This window comes from Ruegeria sp. BHSB064, assembly GCF_059613205.1.
Genome location: NZ_JBXWSB010000001.1, coordinates 15,159 through 31,720 on the forward strand (window position 1 = coordinate 15,159; position 16,562 = coordinate 31,720).

General features: G+C 57.8%; 16 protein-coding genes. 12 read left to right on the forward strand and 4 right to left on the reverse strand.

Translation table 11 applies throughout. The features are described from left to right. The first annotated feature begins 11 nt into the window (after positions 1-11). The 5 genes from AC2FNU_RS00080 to radC are packed head-to-tail and all read left to right on the forward strand — an operon-like array spanning position 12 to position 3,865. On the forward strand, positions 12-947 hold the full coding sequence (locus tag AC2FNU_RS00080; RefSeq protein WP_496784117.1) for an ABC transporter substrate-binding protein: 936 nt from the start codon (positions 12-14) through the stop codon (positions 945-947). Further along, complete coding sequence (tenA, locus tag AC2FNU_RS00085; protein ID WP_496784118.1) at positions 944-1,618, forward strand: thiaminase II; 675 nt, start codon at positions 944-946, stop codon at positions 1,616-1,618. Before AC2FNU_RS00080 ends, tenA begins: the two co-directional genes overlap by 4 nt. Next, entirely contained in the window at positions 1,615-2,343 is a 729-nt protein-coding gene (locus AC2FNU_RS00090) for an ABC transporter ATP-binding protein (protein ID WP_496784119.1), read from the forward strand. The genes tenA and AC2FNU_RS00090 overlap by 4 nt, the downstream gene beginning before the upstream one ends. After that, the gene (locus AC2FNU_RS00095; protein ID WP_496784120.1) at positions 2,340-3,074 is read left to right on the forward strand and encodes an ABC transporter permease; all 735 of its coding nucleotides are present in this window, start codon (positions 2,340-2,342) and stop codon (positions 3,072-3,074) included. Before AC2FNU_RS00090 ends, AC2FNU_RS00095 begins: the two co-directional genes overlap by 4 nt. Positions 3,075-3,109: 35 nt before the next feature. Continuing rightward, on the forward strand, positions 3,110-3,865 hold the full coding sequence (gene radC / locus AC2FNU_RS00100) for a RadC family protein (RefSeq protein WP_496784121.1): 756 nt from the start codon (positions 3,110-3,112) through the stop codon (positions 3,863-3,865). 3 nt (positions 3,866-3,868) lie between these two features. Here radC and AC2FNU_RS00105 read toward each other — a convergent pair whose 3' ends face one another. The 3 genes from AC2FNU_RS00105 to secA form a co-directional block, all read right to left on the reverse strand. Then, the gene (locus AC2FNU_RS00105) at positions 3,869-5,419 is read right to left on the reverse strand and encodes a phosphate ABC transporter substrate-binding/OmpA family protein (RefSeq protein ID WP_496784122.1); all 1,551 of its coding nucleotides are present in this window, start codon (positions 5,417-5,419) and stop codon (positions 3,869-3,871) included. A 24-nt stretch (positions 5,420-5,443) separates the two neighbouring features. Further along, positions 5,444-6,361, reverse strand: a complete 918-nt coding sequence (locus AC2FNU_RS00110; protein WP_496784123.1) for a hypothetical protein — start codon at positions 6,359-6,361, stop codon at positions 5,444-5,446. 100 nt (positions 6,362-6,461) lie between these two features. Then, complete coding sequence (gene secA / locus AC2FNU_RS00115; RefSeq protein ID WP_496784124.1) at positions 6,462-9,179, reverse strand: preprotein translocase subunit SecA; 2,718 nt, start codon at positions 9,177-9,179, stop codon at positions 6,462-6,464. A 176-nt stretch (positions 9,180-9,355) separates the two neighbouring features. Here secA and AC2FNU_RS00120 point away from each other — a divergent pair, with 176 nt between their 5' ends. Genes AC2FNU_RS00120 through mutT form a run of 3 tightly spaced genes read left to right on the forward strand, consistent with a single transcriptional unit; the run spans position 9,356 to position 11,832 of the window. Further along, positions 9,356-10,204: a peptidylprolyl isomerase gene (locus AC2FNU_RS00120; protein WP_496784125.1), complete on the forward strand. Its 849-nt coding sequence runs from the start codon at positions 9,356-9,358 to the stop codon at positions 10,202-10,204. A gap of 6 nt (positions 10,205-10,210) precedes the next feature. Further along, positions 10,211-11,437, forward strand: coding sequence for a bifunctional glutamate N-acetyltransferase/amino-acid acetyltransferase ArgJ (gene argJ, locus AC2FNU_RS00125; RefSeq protein WP_496784126.1), 1,227 nt, complete (start codon positions 10,211-10,213; stop codon positions 11,435-11,437). Further along, positions 11,434-11,832, forward strand: coding sequence for an 8-oxo-dGTP diphosphatase MutT (mutT, locus tag AC2FNU_RS00130; protein ID WP_170334201.1), 399 nt, complete (start codon positions 11,434-11,436; stop codon positions 11,830-11,832). Before argJ ends, mutT begins: the two co-directional genes overlap by 4 nt. Positions 11,833-11,841: 9 nt before the next feature. Here mutT and AC2FNU_RS00135 read toward each other — a convergent pair whose 3' ends face one another. After that, the gene (locus AC2FNU_RS00135; protein WP_496784127.1) at positions 11,842-12,321 is read right to left on the reverse strand and encodes a hypothetical protein; all 480 of its coding nucleotides are present in this window, start codon (positions 12,319-12,321) and stop codon (positions 11,842-11,844) included. A gap of 100 nt (positions 12,322-12,421) precedes the next feature. Here AC2FNU_RS00135 and AC2FNU_RS00140 point away from each other — a divergent pair, with 100 nt between their 5' ends. From AC2FNU_RS00140 to AC2FNU_RS00155, 4 genes are read left to right on the forward strand one after another with little or no spacing between them, the layout of a single operon-like run. After that, on the forward strand, positions 12,422-14,413 hold the full coding sequence (locus AC2FNU_RS00140; RefSeq protein ID WP_496784128.1) for an AMP-binding protein: 1,992 nt from the start codon (positions 12,422-12,424) through the stop codon (positions 14,411-14,413). 52 nt (positions 14,414-14,465) lie between these two features. Continuing rightward, a complete protein-coding gene (locus AC2FNU_RS00145) occupies positions 14,466-15,284 on the forward strand; it encodes an ABC transporter ATP-binding protein (RefSeq protein WP_496784129.1) in 819 nt (272 codons plus the stop codon). A 29-nt stretch (positions 15,285-15,313) separates the two neighbouring features. Then, positions 15,314-16,300, forward strand: a complete 987-nt coding sequence (locus tag AC2FNU_RS00150; RefSeq protein ID WP_475198183.1) for a branched-chain amino acid ABC transporter permease — start codon at positions 15,314-15,316, stop codon at positions 16,298-16,300. A 3-nt stretch (positions 16,301-16,303) separates the two neighbouring features. Then, entirely contained in the window at positions 16,304-16,561 is a 258-nt protein-coding gene (locus tag AC2FNU_RS00155; protein ID WP_496784130.1) for a hypothetical protein, read from the forward strand. Position 16,562 lies beyond the last annotated feature (1 nt).

Sequence of the window (16,562 nt, forward strand, 5' to 3'; positions counted from 1 at the left end):
AAACGCGAGACATGAAAAAGCTGATGACAGCCATTGCCCTTCTGGCCGCCGCGCCAGCTTGGGCCGAAGACAAGATGACCGTTCTGCTGGATTGGTTCATAAATCCTGACCACGGCCCTATTATTGTGGCGCAGGAAAACGGCTATTTCGCCGAGCAGGGGCTTGAGGTTGAAATCGTCCCGCCTGCGGACCCGTCCGCCCCACCGCGTCTGGTGGCTGCTGGTCAGGCAGAACTGGCTGTGTCGTATCAGCCCCAGCTGCATCTGCAAATCCACGAAGGGCTGCCCCTGAAACGCGTTGGTACACTGGTTGCAACACCGTTGAACTGCCTTTTGGTACTGGAAGACGGCCCAATCAAATCGCCCGCCGATCTTAAGGGTAAGAAGATCGGTTTCTCTGTCGCTGGAGTTGAAGAGGCCATTCTGGGCACCGTGCTGGGCAAATATGACGTTGCTTTGGACGATGTTGAGCTGATCAACGTCAACTTCTCGCTCTCGCCCTCGCTGATGACCGGTCAGGTCGATGCGGTTATCGGGGCTTACCGAAACTTTGAACTCAACCAGATGGATATCGAAGGTCGTCCGGGCACTTGTTTTTACATCGAGGAAGAAGGCGTGCCATCCTACGATGAGCTGATTTATGTCGCCAACCCCGAGACGATGGACAAAGACAAGATCGCCCGCTTTTTGGCCGCGACCGAAAAGGCGACCCAGTATATCGTCAACAACCCGGAAAAAAGCTGGGAGATCTTCGCAAGCACGTCACCTGAACTGCAGGATGAGCTGAACGCCCGCGCCTGGGTCGACACGCTGCCACGTTTTGCACTGCGCCCCGCAGGCTTTGATGCCGGTCGCTATGCCCGGTTCGAGGCGTTCCTGAATGAAAGCGGCATGATCGACAGTATCCTTCCGGTCAGTGATCTGACTATCGACGTGACCGCACAATGAGCGGGTATGGCAAAGCCTTCGCGCTGATGCGTGACGCGGCGCAGGGGCCGTGGCGGGATTATACCCGCCACGCCTTTGTCGAAGGGATGAAAGACGGCACGCTGTCGCGTGAGGCGTTTCTTCACTATCTGCGTCAGGATTACGTGTTTCTGATCCATTTTTCTCGTGCCTGGGCTTTGGCAGTAGTGAAATCGGAAACGCATTCCGAAATGCTGACAGCGGTCGGCACCGTGAACGCTTTAGTCGCGGAAGAAATGCAACTGCACATCGGTATCTGTGAGGCTGCCGGAATTTCTCAGGAGGAGCTGTTCTCTACCCCTGAGCGCGCTGAAAACCTGGCCTACACGCGGTTTGTACTTGAGGCCGGATACAGCGGCGATCTGCTGGACCTGCTGGCAGCGCTGGCCCCCTGCGTTATGGGCTATGGTGAGATCGGTACCCAGCTGGCGGAGGAAGCGACGTCCGATACCTATCTCGACTGGATCAACACCTATGCCGGTGAAGAATATCAAGGCGCTTGCAAAGCGGTGGGCGAGTTGCTGGATTCGGCTCTAACGCGGCGTGTTGGAGCGGATTTTGAATCTTCACCCCGCTGGGATCGTTTGTGTCAAACCTTCCGAACGGCGACGGAATTGGAAGTGAATTTCTGGCAAATGGGACTGACCCCGTGACCCCTGCGCCTGATCTGACCATAAACGGGTCTGCTAAAATCGACGGCGCAACCTTGTTCGCTCCGTTGACCCTGACCCTTGGGGCAGGGGCATGGACCTGTTTGCTGGGCGGATCGGGCGTGGGAAAAACCACCGTTTTGCGGTTGATTGCCGGATTGGAAACCGGGGCCGAGTTCTCGGGCCAGATCACAGCAAGCGACGGTTTGCCGGTCTCGGATCGGGTGGCTTACATGGCGCAGGACGACCTACTGTTGCCCTGGGCGACTGTGGCGCAGAACGTTTCGCTTGGTGCGCGCCTGCGGGGTGAAAAGCCTGATTTGGATCGGCGCGACCGCCTGATCAAACGGATGCGCCTGCAGGATCATATGACCAAGAAACCGTCCGAGCTGTCGGGGGGCCAAAGGCAGCGTGTTGCACTGGCGCGCACCCTGATGGAAGACCGACCTATCGTTCTGCTGGACGAACCCTTTTCAGCGCTCGATGCCCGAACCCGTGCCGATATGCAGGATCTGGCGGCCGAGGCGCTGGCTGGGCGGACGGTTCTTCTGGTCACGCATGACCCCGGTGAAGCCGCGCGCTTGGGGCAATCCATTGTTGTCATGACCGAACATGGTCTGACCCCTTGCGACCCGCCTCATGCTCCGGCCCCACGTAGTGTGGATGATCTGGAAACGCTGGAAACTCAGGGTGCGTTGCTACGACTTCTGCGGGAGGACGCGGTATGAAGTACCTGTCCGCGTTGGCAGCGACTCTGTTTGCACTGGTGATCTGGCAGGGCATCGTAAGCCTGACCGGGTTGCCAAAGTTCATCCTGCCCGGCCCCGCTGTGGTGGCCGAAACCTGGTGGCAAAACAGGTGGGTGATCGCCGAACATGCGTGGATCACCGCAGTAGAAGTTGTCATAGGCTTGGCTGTTGGAACGGTTCTGGGCGTCATCACAGCACTTCAATTGGCGAATTCGCGTGCTGCGCGGGTGTTGGTGCAGCCGATGCTGGTGTTCACTCAGGCGCTGCCGGTTTTTGCGTTGGCGCCGTTGCTAACCCTGTGGCTTGGCTATGGTCTGTGGTCCAAGGTCGCGATGGCGGTGCTGATCATCTATTTCCCGATCACCTCGTCTTTCTTTGACGGGTTGATGCGCACACCCCCGGGCTATCTGGATTTGGCGCGCACGATGCAGGCCAGCAAACGGTCGGTCCTGTGGCACATCCGTATTCCGGCGGCGCTGCCTTCGCTGGCTTCGGGGATGCGTCTGGCGGCGGTGTATGCACCAATCGGTGCGGTGATTGGCGAATGGGTCGGTTCGTCGCAAGGGCTGGGCTATCTGATGCTGCTGGCCAATGGTCGCGCTAAAACCGACCTGATGTTCGCGGCAATGCTGACGCTGGGTGTGTTTTCGATCCTTCTGCACATGATTGTCCGCCGCGCCACTGCGCGCATGGCAGGCGAGGCGCGTTAACCAATCGGAAACCGATTCTGCGTCAGGATGAACCCATGACCCAGAACGCCTTTGCCGAAGCCCCTATGCTGTTTGACACGGACGAAGCACCCGCGCAGCCGCTGCCCTCTGGTCGGTTACCCTCCTACATCAAAGACCATCGCAAGCGGCTGCGCGAACGGTTCATGGCAGGCGGGTCAGCGGCGATGCCGGATTACGAGTTGCTGGAACTGGTGCTGTTCCGGTCCATCCCCCGGCAGGACGTGAAGCCGTTGGCGCGTGCGTTGATGGATGCGTTTGGCGATTTCAACCGCGTGTTGACCGCGCCTGAAGAACGGCTGCGCCAGATCAAGGGCGTGGGCGATACCGTGATCACTGATCTGAAAATCCTTGAAGCTTGCGCCCACCGAATGGCGCGTGCGCGGGTGATGCAGCGGCATGTGATCTCGGGCTGGGATGCTCTGCTGGATTATTGTCACACCACCATGGCCCATCGTGAGACCGAGCAGTTCCGGGTGTTCTATCTGGATCGCAAAAACGTTCTGATCGCGGATGAAGAGCAGGCCAAAGGCACGGTCGATCACGTGCCGGTCTATCCGCGCGAGGTGGCGAAACGGGCGCTGGAGCTGAATGCCTCGGCCTTGATCTTGGCCCATAACCACCCGTCTGGCGATCCGACGCCCTCGCAATCGGATATCGATATGACCAACCGCATTCAGGATGCTTGCTTGGCGTTGGGGCTAACTTTGCACGATCACCTGATCATCGGTAAATCGACCGAGTTGAGCTTTCGGTCGGAAGGGTACCTGTAGCGCTTATTGAACCCAGATTTCGACGCGGCGGTTAACCTTGCGGCCCCATTCCGTGTCATCACAGGCCATTGGCATCGCCTCGCCAAAGCCTTCGGCTGAAATCTCGATACCCTCGGGCGATGACGATTCCATGGCCGCCAGCACAGTATTTCGCACGGTTTGCGCGCGCCGCAAGGCGATGCGGGCATTGGCGGCTGCCCCGCCGTCACCGTCGCTGAAGCCGGCAAACACCAGTTTGCGCGCCTTAAGCGTTCCCGTCTCAAGCATCTGCGCCAGGTGTTGGATGTTTGAACGGGATTGCGCATCGGGCCGCGACGATCCGGGTTCAAACCGAACGGACAAGGACAGGCGCGACAAGGGGCGCAGCGTTTCTATCATGCGCTGTAATTCCTCCAGCTCTACCTCAGCGCCGCCGGTGACAATAGCGTTGGCAAGCCGGTCGCCCTGCACGTCAATTGGCAGAGTTTCGGGCGATTGGTCCACATAACCAGCGCCCCGTATCGCCATCTGCGCGCCAGGGCTTTGGGTATATGCCAGAAACTGCCGTGCGATGCGTGGCAGACGCCGGTCCGGCAGGTAGAGGAACATCGGCAGGGTCAGCGGATAATCCTCGGTCTTGATTGATTGTCGGGTGGCGGCAAGCGGATGACCGCAGCCTCCGGTCAACGGTAGGGCACGCGTGGCATCAGCTGTGGCTTTGCTGGCTATCCCAATCGAAAAGGGGTCTTTGGCCACAGCATCTGTCAGATCGCGGACTCGGCTGTGCGGGATCGCTGTCGGTGACAACTCTGCGTCCACGGTTTTCAAAACCTGGTCTTCAACAGCTTGTGCAAGCCCGGATCCCATTTCCGGGACATGCAGGGCAATCGGCGCGTCCGGGCCGCCCAAATCCACCCAATTGGTCACATCACCGGACAGAATGCGTGCCAAATCCGCCATCGAGATTTGCTGCATCGTGCTTTCCGGGGCCACCACCGGCACCATTGCGTCCAACGCAATGACGCGCGAGCGCCGCGCCCGTTTCAGATCACCCAGACCTGCAGTTTCGGCTTCCTCGCGTTCTGACTCGCGCACTTCCCGCTGGGCCATCACGATGTCCGTCTGATCCGCAACAAGATCACTGAATCCACGTGCAGTCGTTCCGACATCAAAATAAAACCGTGCCAGCGGTGCAGAACGGTTGGTCTGTTTGAGTTCATAGACAAAACTGTCCGAATCCACGCGGGCGGGGGTTGCGGTCAGGTTCTCCTGCTGCGCGAACCCGATGATCAATGCAGGAAGAACCGTTTCAGCCATAACGGATGAGCCGGAAAACCAAAGCTCAGCTACAAAATCCGTCAGATTGGGGCATGCAGGGCCATCGCAGGTGACGCCTGAGCCATCTACTGTCAGCGGGCCAAACTGTGTCTCAACGCGATAAAATTCGCCGTCAAAGCCCAGCAGATTGCCGGTCACTTCGACCTTGCCGTCATGCGACGTCAGCGTGATGTCCTGCGCCAAAGCGCCGGTGGCAAATGAAATCAGCGCAGCTGCCGCTACACGGAACAATGTCATAAGAGAGTCAAACCTGCCTGCGGATTACTTTGCCGCGATTGTCAGGTCTGAGAGCAGATTATTCAACACCAGAAACTCACCTGCGCGTGAACAATCGGGTAGGTCCAGCGACATGTCGCGGGACCGTAGGCGGCGGTCGGACAAAAGCTCTAACGCTTGCACGTTCAGGGTATGCCCGCAATTTGCCTCGGTCACTTCCGCCTCGACCGTCAGATCGATTGTGCCAGACTGATCTGAAGCGCCGGCCGGGAAGGAATAAACTTCGATATTCTGCGTTTTGCTCAACCCCTGTTGACCAAGTCGCACAATATCGCCGGTCCCTTGCGCCGAAGCATCATCCCAAACGTGGCCATCGCCGCCATAGCTGGCGCCGAATTCCAGAGCATGGATCTGCAATTCGGTCTCACCCTGCCATTGCAGCGCAACGCGATTGTATTTGGCAATGTCAGAAACGTGAGTGGTGGCGACAGTGCCGCTTTCGTCTTCGAATGAAATCAGAAAAATCGCATATTCTGACAAGGCCGGGATCGTCATTTGCAGTGCGCCGGATGCGTCGGTCATCTGACTGACTGTCAGGCCGCTATGATGGATTTCAACCCGCTCTTCCGCGTTACAAGGCGCTTTGATTGTCAGGCGGGCCATCGCGCCCGGTACAGCGGTAGCGCGGGCGCTGATATTGCAATCTGTCGGTCTGACGGCAGAGGGAACCCCGCGAGGTGCCGGTGCTGTCTTGCCGGGAAGTGCGTCAGATGGTGTGGCTGAAGTCAAAACGATATCCTGCAGCCCGGACAAAACCGAAGACTGCTCTGATGCCGACGCGACATCAACACCGTCCTGCGCAGCGTTGTGCTGCGCAGACGATCCGTTTTGCATCAGGTAGCCGATGCCCAAAGCACAAGCGACCGTTCCGCACATGGTCACGTAGTTGCGAACTACAAACAAGACACCCTCCCCAGTTGAAGGAGCAGCTTGCACTCTCGCTACGAATCGCGGCCAATTTGTGGCCGCGAGGCGGACTCATTGTGAACAGAGGGCGTTAACGTTAGGTCAATCTGCCATGGCAGTGTTTGAACTTCTTGCCGGACCCGCAGGGGCAGGGATCGTTCCGCGACGGGTTGCCCCAGGTTGACGGGTCTGTCTCATCAAACCCTGGCAGCGCATCACCAGAAGCCGCAGCTTCGGCCTTGGCTTCTGCCTGACCTGCGGCTTTGTCCACCGCCTGTTGCGCCTGTGCCTGCTGTGCGGCCATCTGGGCAAGCATCTCTTTCTGCTCTTCCTCAGTCAGGGGGCGCACACGCGACAATTGCTGCGTAACGGTTTCGCGCAAGCTGTCCAGCATCCCTTCGAACAGCTGGAAGCTTTCGTTCTTGTATTCGTTCAGCGGATCGCGCTGGGCGTAACCGCGGAAACCTACGACCGAACGCAGATGTTCCAGCGTCAGCAAGTGCTCGCGCCATTTGCTGTCGATGGTTTGCAGCAATACCTGTTTTTCGATGTTGCGCATGTTCTCCGGACCAAAGGCGACGGCCTTTTGCGCCATCATCTCATCTGCGGTCTTGATGAGACGCTCGCGCACCTGTTCGTCGTCCACGCCTTCTTCAGCAGCCCAGTCCTGAACTGGCGCGTCGATGGTCAGCTTGTCTTTGATCGCCTCATGCAGACCGTCTGTATCCCACTGGTCCGCATAGGACTTTGGCGGCATATACTCGTCGATCAAATCATCGATCACCTGTTCACGCATATCCGAGACGATCTCGGACAGGTCATTCGCCGACATGATTTCGCGGCGCTGGCTAAAGATCACCTTACGCTGATCGTTCATCACGTCGTCGAACTTGAGAACGTTCTTGCGCATGTCAAAGTTGCGGCCTTCGACCTTGGACTGCGCACGTTCCAGCGACTTGTTCACCCAAGGGTGGACGATCGCCTCGCCTTCTTTCATACCCAGCGTGGTCAACACCTTGTCCAGACGTTCCGAGCCAAAGATGCGCATCAAATCGTCTTCAAGGCTCAGGTAGAATACTGTGCGGCCCGGATCGCCCTGACGTCCTGAACGGCCGCGCAGCTGGTTGTCGATGCGGCGGCTTTCGTGGCGTTCAGACGCCATGACATACAGACCGCCTGCCGCCAGAACCTTTTCTTTTTCCTCAGCGTGACGCGCTTCTTCTGCAGCCCGCAGTTCCGACGGATCAGCCTCGGGGTTTTCGGCCAGTGCCTTCAGAACCTTCATCTCGACATTGCCGCCCAGCTGAATGTCGGTACCACGACCGGCCATATTGGTTGCGATGGTCACCGCACCCAATCGGCCCGCATCTGCAACGATTTGCGCCTCTTGCTCGTGCTGACGGGCGTTCAGAACGTTGTGCTCGATGCCTTCTTTGGTCAGCATCTGGCTCAACAGTTCAGATTTCTCAATGGACGTCGTGCCCAGCAGAACAGGCTGGCCCTTTTCCTGAGCCTCCTTGGTCTCGCTGATCATCGCACCGTATTTTTCCATCGCGGTGCGATAGACCTGATCATCCTCGTCGATACGGGCGATTGGTTTGTTGGTTGGAACCTCAACCACGCCAAGCCCATAGATTTCCTGAAATTCTTCGGCCTCGGTCAAGGCGGTCCCGGTCATCCCACCCAGTTTGTCATACAGGCGGAAATAGTTCTGGAAGGTTACGCTGGCCAGTGTCACGTTTTCAGGTTGGATCTGCACGCCTTCCTTGGCCTCAATTGCCTGGTGCAGGCCTTCGGACAGACGGCGGCCCGGCATCATGCGGCCGGTGAACTCGTCGATCAGCACGACGTTTCCGTCACGCACGATGTAGTCTTTGTCGCGTTGGAACAACTTGTGCGCGCGCAAGCCCTGATTCACATGGTGCACGACTGTCGTGCTTTCCGGGTCATACAGGGAGTGGCCTTCTGGTATCAGCCCGGCCTCAATCAGCTGCGCTTCCAGAAACTCGTTGCCTTCATCCGTGAACGTCACGTTGCGCGACTTTTCATCCAAACTGAAATGATCATCGCTGAGCGTTGGGATCAGAGCATCAATCGCGGTGTACAGATCCGAACGGTCCTGCGCGGGCCCCGAGATGATCAGTGGCGTCCGCGCCTCGTCGATCAGGATCGAGTCGACTTCGTCCACAATCGCGAAGTTATGGAACTTCTGATAAACCTGTTCCAGTTCTGCCTTCATATTATCGCGCAGGTAATCGAAACCCAGCTCGTTGTTGGTGGCGTAGGTGATGTCACACTTATACGCAGCCATCTTTTCTGCATCGGGCTGACCCGACCAGATCACGCCTGTGGTCATGCCCACGGCGGCAAAAACCTTGCCCATCCATTCCGAGTCGCGCTTGGCCAGGTATTCGTTCACCGTGACCACATGCACGCCCTTGCCGGTCAGTGCGTTCAAGTAAGCGGGGAGGGTCGCAACCAACGTCTTGCCTTCACCCGTTTTCATTTCCGAGATGTTGCCCTGATGAAGGAAGATGCCGCCCATCAACTGCACGTCAAAGGCACGCAGGCCCAATGCGCGCTTGGCGCCTTCGCGCACGTTGGCAAAGGCTTCGGGCAACAAATCGTCCAGGCTTTCGCCATCCAGCGCGCGCTTGCGCAATTCTTCGGTCTTGTCGATCAGGCCCTGATCCGACAGTTTCTCGAACTCTGGCTCCAATGCGTTGATCTTTTCGATCAGGGGGCGGGTCGCCTTGATCTTGCGGTCGTTCGGTGTTCCGAACACCTTTTTGGCGAGCGTTCCGAGTCCCAGCATGTTCACTCCAGCGGATCTGTTCTTGTCTTGGTTTCGACAGGCTTGCCCACCTTGCGCGCAACCCATAGATACGGGGGGTGAAAGGCGGCCCTGTCCAAGGCTTCAAAGCGATGTAAGCGGCAGGTTCCAGAGTGTCAACGCTGCGCCCTGTCGCGGCAAGGAAATAGGATGATTCAATGCCCAAAGGCCTCACTTTTCTGCCATCGCTGGCTCTGACTGCCATGATGGCGCTGCCGCTGGCCGCCGAAACCCAGCCCGACGCGTCCACAGTTGTGGCGCGCGTGAACGGCGATGAAATCACACTTGGTCACCTGATTGCGACCATTGCGGCGCTGCCGCCACAGTACCTGCAGGCTGAAGATGATGTTCTGTACGACTTTGTGCTGGAGCAGATGATCCAGCAACAATTGCTGGGACAGCAGCAGGACGGTCTGACCACCGAAAACACCCTGCGGTTGGAAAATGAAAAGCGCTCGTTGCGCGCGGTACAAACCGTCACTGCGCTGACGGAAGCCGCTGTCACGGATGAGGCCATTCAGGCCGCCTATGATGCGCAGTTCAATGATTTCGCAGGCGAAGATGAATTTGATGCCAGCCATATTCTGGTCGAGACCGAGGAAAAGGCAAAAGAGCTTAAGGCGCAGTTAGATGATGGTGCCGACTTTGCCGAGCTTGCGCGCGAGAACTCGACCGGCCCGTCAGGCCCCAACGGGGGTGCGCTGGGCTGGTTCGGTAAAGGCCAGATGGTGCCGGAATTTGAAGGCGCTGTGATCGCGCTGGAAAAAGGGCAGACCTCGGACCCGGTTCAAACCCAATTTGGCTGGCATCTGGTCAAGCTGAACGACAAGCGCAAGACCGAAGCGCCTGAACTGGATGTCGTGCGCGAAGAGCTTGTGCAGACCATCCAGCAAGAGGTCATTCAGGCCCGCATCGATGAGCTGACGCAGCAGGCCCAGATCGAGCGTCCCGCATTGGAAGGTGCAGGCCCCGAGATCATGCGCCAACTGGATCTGATTCAGGAGTAAAGACCCGTGGCCAAAATCACCAAGGTTTCGCCGCTGGCCCCAGCGTCTTTCCCTGATTTGCCCGCGATTGACGGTGTGCGTTTCGCAACTGTCGAGGCTGGCGTGCGCTATCAGGGCCGCACCGACGTTATGTTGGCCGTTCTGGACCCGGGCACGTCGGTCGCCGGGGTCTTTACCCGCTCGGCCACACGGGCTGCGCCGGTGCTGGATTGTCAGGACAAGATCGGAGGGTCCAGCGATGGGCCTGCGGCGATCCTGGTGAACTCGGGCAATGCCAATGCCTTTACAGGTCACTATGGCCAGACCTCGGTGACCGAAGTGACGCAAGCCGTGTCCAAGGCCACCGGCGTTCCGGTAGAACGTGTCTTTACCTCGTCCACAGGCGTGATTGGCGAACCGCTGCCGCATGACCGGATCGTATCGCAGCTTGAGGCGTTGAAATCCGGCCTCAGCCGCCATGCCATCGAAGATGCGGCGCGGGCCATCATGACCACCGACACCTTCCCTAAGGGCGCATCAGCGCAGGTCGAGATTGACGGGAAAACAGTCTCTATTGCGGGGATTGCGAAGGGATCCGGCATGATCGCGCCCGATATGGCGACGATGCTGGTCTATATCTTCACCGACGCGCAGGTCGAGCAATCGGCGCTGCAGTCCATGCTGAGCGCGCAGACGGACCGCACCTTCAACTGCATCACCGTCGACAGCGATACCTCCACTTCGGATACGCTGCTGCTATGCGCCACCGGGGCGTCGGGCGTTGATGCCACTGGCAATGACGCCTTCGCGGACGCGTTAGAAACGGTGATGTCGGACCTCGCGCAACAGGTCGTGCGTGATGGGGAAGGGGCCACGAAATTCGTAGAAATTCGCGTGACCGGGGCCGCCTCGGACGTGGACGCCAAGATACATGGTCTGGCCATTGCCAACTCTCCGCTCGTCAAAACCGCCGTCGCGGGAGAGGACCCGAACTGGGGCCGCATTGTCATGGCCATCGGCAAATCCGGTGCGGCGGCGGATCGTGACCTGCTGAGCATCTCGTTCGGCGATATTCTTGTGGCGGAAAAAGGTTGGGTCAGCCCTGACTACCGTGAGGAGGATGCGGCCGCCTATATGAAAGGTCAGGACCTTGTGATCGCGGTCGATCTGGGGCTGGGCGAGGGCAAATCCACCATCTGGACCTGCGACCTGACCCGCGGCTATATCGAGATCAACGCGGATTATCGTTCATGAAGACAGTGTTAGTGTCTGCTGTCGCCCTGATCGACATCGAGGGCCGTGTCCTGCTGGCCCAACGTCCCGAGGGCAAATCCATGGCCGGTCTCTGGGAGTTCCCCGGCGGTAAGATCGAACCCGGCGAAACCCCCGAGGCCGCCCTGATCCGCGAATTGCACGAGGAGCTGGGCATCGACACCTGGGCCTCCTGCCTCGCGCCGCTGACCTTCGCCAGCCACAGTTATGACGATTTCCACTTGCTGATGCCACTGTTCGCCTGTCGCAAGTGGGAGGGTATTCCGCAGTCGAAAGAAGGTCAGGCGCTGAAATGGGTGCGGGCGAATGATCTGCGGAACTATCCGATGCCGGCGGCGGATGTGCCCTTGATCCCTATTCTTAGGGATTGGTTGTGAATGGTCGCGTCACAAGCATCTGCCACCGTACATGGGTTTGATGTCCTTAACCAAATTATCAACGGTTTCCCAGGTAAAACTCCAGACAAGTGTGCAAACAAGTTCGGGCTTTTCAAAATTCGCGTAGCTGTTGTCTGTATCGACCTCGAATCCTTGCTCTTCTAACCATGAAGTAAACTCGTTTTCGGGCATTGGCAGCTTGAACTCGGCTTTTACCCGCCGCTTGAACTCTATGTCGGCTTCAGCAAAACTCTGTGGTAAGTCCCGTCCAATTTCCGGCGGCCGGTGAAACGAAAAAAGCAGGACGTATCCTGCGCCAATCAATAAAACAAATAGGAAAAGCCCGCCTAAAAGCACCCTTTTCAAAATCTTCAAATTCAAAACCTCTTCAAATACCTGAGCCCATGCTGGGCCATTTTGCGCTGTACAACAAGGGCCTGCCTTACTCACCTCGCTCGCTGTTACAATTCGTAAGAATTGAGAAAACATCAGGCAAAACTTGACGTTGATCTTTCCCGTGTCCCTTATCGGGGCATCGACACCCGGGGCGTGTTCCCGATCTGTCGTTTCCGACCCGGGGAGGGGTCGGATGGGGAGGAGAGAAAGATTGGCTCAGACGCAGTCGGGCGCTGAAGGGTTGGACTCCCTTCCGGCGCTGTTACACCGCAACGTGACCCAGTTCGGGGATGCCCCGGCCTATCGGGAAAAAGAATTCGGGATCTGGCAATGCTGGACCTGGGCGGAAGCCGCCAGGGAAATCCGCGCGATTGCGCTTGGGTTTTTGGAATTGGGCGTTGAGAAGGGCGACCATATCGCCGTCATAGGCCGCAACCGCCCGGCGCATTACTGGTCGATGGTGGCTGCACAGATGGTGGGCGCTGTGCCGGTGCCGCTGTATCAGGACTCGGTCGCGGAAGAGATGGCCTATGTGCTGGAACATTGCGGCGCAAAATACGTCGTCTGCGGCGATCAGGAGCAGGTCGACAAGGTTATCGAAATTCAGGAAAACCTGCATCAGGTCAAACACATCCTCTATACCGACAAGCGCGGGATGCGGAAGTATGACCATTCCCAGATGAACGCGCTTGAGGACATCATGGCCGAGGGCAGCGCGGGTCACGCACGGTTCGATGCCGAGCTGGACAAGCGCATCGCTGCGATCACTTACGACGATACTTGCGTGATGCTGTATACTTCTGGCACCACTGGCAAACCCAAGGGTGTGGTGCTGTCGAACCGTAATGTTATCGAGAGCGCCAAGAATTCTGCCGAATTCGATCATCTGACCCGGAACGAAGACATCCTGTCCTATCTGCCGATGGCGTGGGTTGGGGATTTCATCTTTTCCATCGGTCAGGCTTATTGGTGCGGTTTCTGCGTGAACTGCCCCGAAAGCGCAGACACGATGATGACCGACCTGCGCGAGATCGGTCCGACCTATTTCTTTGCCCCGCCGCGCGTTTTTGAGACTCAGCTGACCAATGTGATGATCCGAATGGAGGATGCAGGCAAGCTGAAGCAGCGGATGTTCCATCACTTCATGGCACATGCCAAGAAGGTCGGTGGTCTGTTGCTGGACGGCAAACCCGTGGGCTTTGGCGACAAGCTGAAATACGCGCTGGGCAATATGCTGGTTTACGGCCCGCTCAAGGATACTCTGGGCTATGGCCGGTTTCGCGTCGGCTATACGGCCGGTGAAGCAATTGGGCCGGAAATCTTTGATTTCTACCGCTCTTTGGGCATCAACCTGAAACAGCTTTACGGCCAGACAGAAGCGACCGTGTTCATCACCGTTCAGCCCGATGGTGAGGTGCGCGCCGATACGGTGGGTGTGCCCGCACCGGATGTGGAGCTGAAGATCGACGACAAGGGTGAGATTCACTATCGCTCACCCGGTGTGTTTGTTGAGTATTACAACAACCCGGATTCGACGGCTTCGACCAAGGATGCCGAGGGGTGGGTGGCCACCGGGGATGCGGGGTTCATTGAAGAGACCTCGGGTCACTTGCGGATCATCGACCGCGCCAAGGACGTGGGCAAAATGGCCGATGGGTCAATGTTTGCGCCGAAATATGTCGAGAACAAGCTGAAGTTCTATCCCGATATCCTTGAGGTCGTGCTGTTCGGCAATGGCAAAGATCGCTGCGTGGCCTTCATCAATATCGACCTGACGGCGGTCGGAAACTGGGCGGAACGCAACAACGTGGCCTATGCGTCCTATCAGGAGCTTGCGGGGCATCCGCGTGTGTTAGAGACGATTCGAAGCCACGTGGAAGAGGTCAACAAGTCCGTCGCAGCAGATGAAATGCTGTCGGGCTGTCAGGTGCATCGCTTTGTGGTTCTGCACAAGGAACTGGATGCCGATGATGGCGAGATGACCCGGACCCGCAAGGTGCGCCGCCGTTTTGTCGAAGAGAAATTCCAGGACATCATCGACGCGCTTTATGACGGGTCCGAGAGCGTTTCGACCACCACCGAAGTGACCTATGAAGATGGCCGCAAGGGCTCGATTTCCGCAACGCTGGAGATCGTCGATGCACCGGTTGTGCCGGTCGTGCAGCACAAGGTTGCGGCGGAATGAGCGCCGCTCGACCTGTCGCCCATCTTCTCGTTTTCGTGTCAGGGAGTAACTGATGCTGGATAATTCCGAAGGATACATCACCGAAGACGGCCGCAAGATCGGCGGCGTGGTGATGGAGATGAAGAACATCACCCTGCGCTTTGGCGGTGTGGTGGCGATCAAGGATATCTCGTTCGACATTCGCGAGGGCGAGATTCGCGCCATTATCGGGCCGAACGGGGCCGGTAAGTCGTCGATGCTGAACGTGATCTCTGGCTTCTACGTCCCGCAAGAGGGTGAGGTTTGGTTTCACGGATCCAAGCGCCCGCCAATGCGACCCTATGAGGTCGCGCGGCAAGGCATCGCGCGGACGTTTCAGAATATTGCCTTGTTCGAAGGGATGAGTGTTCTGGACAACGTCATGACCGGACGGCTGAGCTTTATGAAAACCAACATACTCCAACAGGCATGGTGGAAGGGCAAAGCTGAGGCGGAGGAAACGGAAAACCGCGAAGCGGTCGAGAAGATCATCGACTTTCTGGAAATCCAGCACATCCGCAAAACGCCGGTGTCACGTCTGCCTTACGGTTTGAAAAAACGCGTCGAACTGGCGCGGGCCTTGGCGGCGGAACCAAAGCTGCTGCTGTTGGATGAACCCATGGCCGGGATGAACGTCGAAGAGAAAGAGGACATGAGCCGCTTTATCCTCGACGTGAATGATGAATTCGGCACCACGATTGCCCTGATCGAACATGACATGGGCGTGGTGATGGACCTGAGCGACCGGGTGGTTGTGATGGATTACGGCAAGAAGATCGGGGATGGCACACCGGACGATGTGCGCAACAATCAAGAGGTCATCGACGCCTATCTGGGGGTGAGCCATGATTAATATCCGGACAGATATTTGGGGAGGCGCAGATGCCTGAACAACTCGTATTTGCGATGGAGGTCATCCTCAACGGTCTGATGGCCGGGGTGCTCTATGCTCTGGTCGCGCTGGGCTTTGTGCTGATCTACAAGGCGTCCGGAATTTTCAATTACGCGCAAGGGGTTATGGCCCTGTTTGCGGCGATGACGCTGGTTGGGATCATGAATGGACAGGTGCCGTTTGCGCATCTGATCAACGCGATATTCGGCACTCATATTCATTACTTCGGCTGGAACGTGCCTGCGCTGGTGGCGATCATTCTGACGATGGCGGTTATGGTGCTGTTGGCCTGGGCGGTGCAGCGATTTGTGATGCGTCATCTGGTCGGGCAGGAGCCGATCATCCTGTTCATGGCGACCATCGGTCTGGCTTATTTCCTTGAGGGTGTGGCGGACCTTATGTGGGGGTCCGAGATTAAGACGCTGGATGTGGGCCTGCCACAAGGGATCAACCTTTGGATCGACGAGACGACCTTTAACATCTTCGATTACGGGTTCTTCATCGACAATCTGGACATCGTGGCGACGGTTATCGCGGCGCTGCTGGTGGCAGCACTGGTTGCTTTCAGCCAGTACACCAAACAGGGCCGTGCGATGCGCGCGGTGGCGGATGATCACCAGGCGGCACTGTCGGTTGGCATTTCGCTGAACTTTATCTGGATCATGGTTTGGTCGGTCGCGGGCTTCGTCGCTCTGGTCGCAGGGATCATGTGGGGCACCAAGTCGGGTGTTCAGTTCTCGCTGTCCTTGATCGCGCTCAAGGCGCTGCCGGTGCTGATGCTGGGTGGGTTCACCTCGATCCCCGGCGCCATTGTGGGCGGGCTGATCATCGGGGTGGGCGAGAAACTGTTCGAGTTTGCACTGGGCCCAGCACTGGGCGGCGCGACCGAGAACTGGTTTGCGTACGTTTTGGCGCTGATTTTCCTCGTGTTCCGACCGCAGGGTCTGTTTGGGGAGAAGATCATTGAGAGGGTGTAGCGCATGACCAAATTCATCGCCATCATCAACGTGATCGCATGGGCCGGGTTCTGGGCGTTCGGGTATATCGCGCTCACCTCGGACGATCTGACCGAAGGCCAGCTGACCATTGCCGCGATCCTAGCCTTTGCGGGCCTGATCATGGGGGTTCTGGCCTACTTGAAACTGGTGCGCGCCTCAGAGGCGAGCGGATATGCCAAAGGATCCAACCAGCTGGACGCCGCGACCCGGAACCGGGCGCAGGAAGAATGGGGAAAGTAAG

What these genes read in the sequence shown, in the direction of transcription:
- AC2FNU_RS00080 (WP_496784117.1), top strand. Translation starts at nt 12, where the DNA reads ATGAAAAAGCTGATGACAGCCATTGCCCTTCTGGCCGCCGCGCCAGCT.
- tenA (WP_496784118.1), top strand. Translation starts at nt 944, where the DNA reads ATGAGCGGGTATGGCAAAGCCTTCGCGCTGATGCGTGACGCGGCGCAG.
- AC2FNU_RS00095 (WP_496784120.1), top strand. Translation starts at nt 2,340, where the DNA reads ATGAAGTACCTGTCCGCGTTGGCAGCGACTCTGTTTGCACTGGTGATC.
- radC (WP_496784121.1), top strand. Translation starts at nt 3,110, where the DNA reads ATGACCCAGAACGCCTTTGCCGAAGCCCCTATGCTGTTTGACACGGAC.
- AC2FNU_RS00105 (WP_496784122.1), bottom strand. Translation starts at nt 5,419, where the DNA reads ATGACATTGTTCCGTGTAGCGGCAGCTGCGCTGATTTCATTTGCCACC.
- secA (WP_496784124.1), bottom strand. Translation starts at nt 9,179, where the DNA reads ATGCTGGGACTCGGAACGCTCGCCAAAAAGGTGTTCGGAACACCGAAC.
- AC2FNU_RS00120 (WP_496784125.1), top strand. Translation starts at nt 9,356, where the DNA reads ATGCCCAAAGGCCTCACTTTTCTGCCATCGCTGGCTCTGACTGCCATG.
- mutT (WP_170334201.1), top strand. Translation starts at nt 11,434, where the DNA reads ATGAAGACAGTGTTAGTGTCTGCTGTCGCCCTGATCGACATCGAGGGC.
- AC2FNU_RS00135 (WP_496784127.1), bottom strand. Translation starts at nt 12,321, where the DNA reads ATGTTTTCTCAATTCTTACGAATTGTAACAGCGAGCGAGGTGAGTAAG.
- AC2FNU_RS00140 (WP_496784128.1), top strand. Translation starts at nt 12,422, where the DNA reads ATGGGGAGGAGAGAAAGATTGGCTCAGACGCAGTCGGGCGCTGAAGGG.
- AC2FNU_RS00145 (WP_496784129.1), top strand. Translation starts at nt 14,466, where the DNA reads ATGCTGGATAATTCCGAAGGATACATCACCGAAGACGGCCGCAAGATC.
- AC2FNU_RS00150 (WP_475198183.1), top strand. Translation starts at nt 15,314, where the DNA reads ATGCCTGAACAACTCGTATTTGCGATGGAGGTCATCCTCAACGGTCTG.
- AC2FNU_RS00155 (WP_496784130.1), top strand. Translation starts at nt 16,304, where the DNA reads ATGACCAAATTCATCGCCATCATCAACGTGATCGCATGGGCCGGGTTC.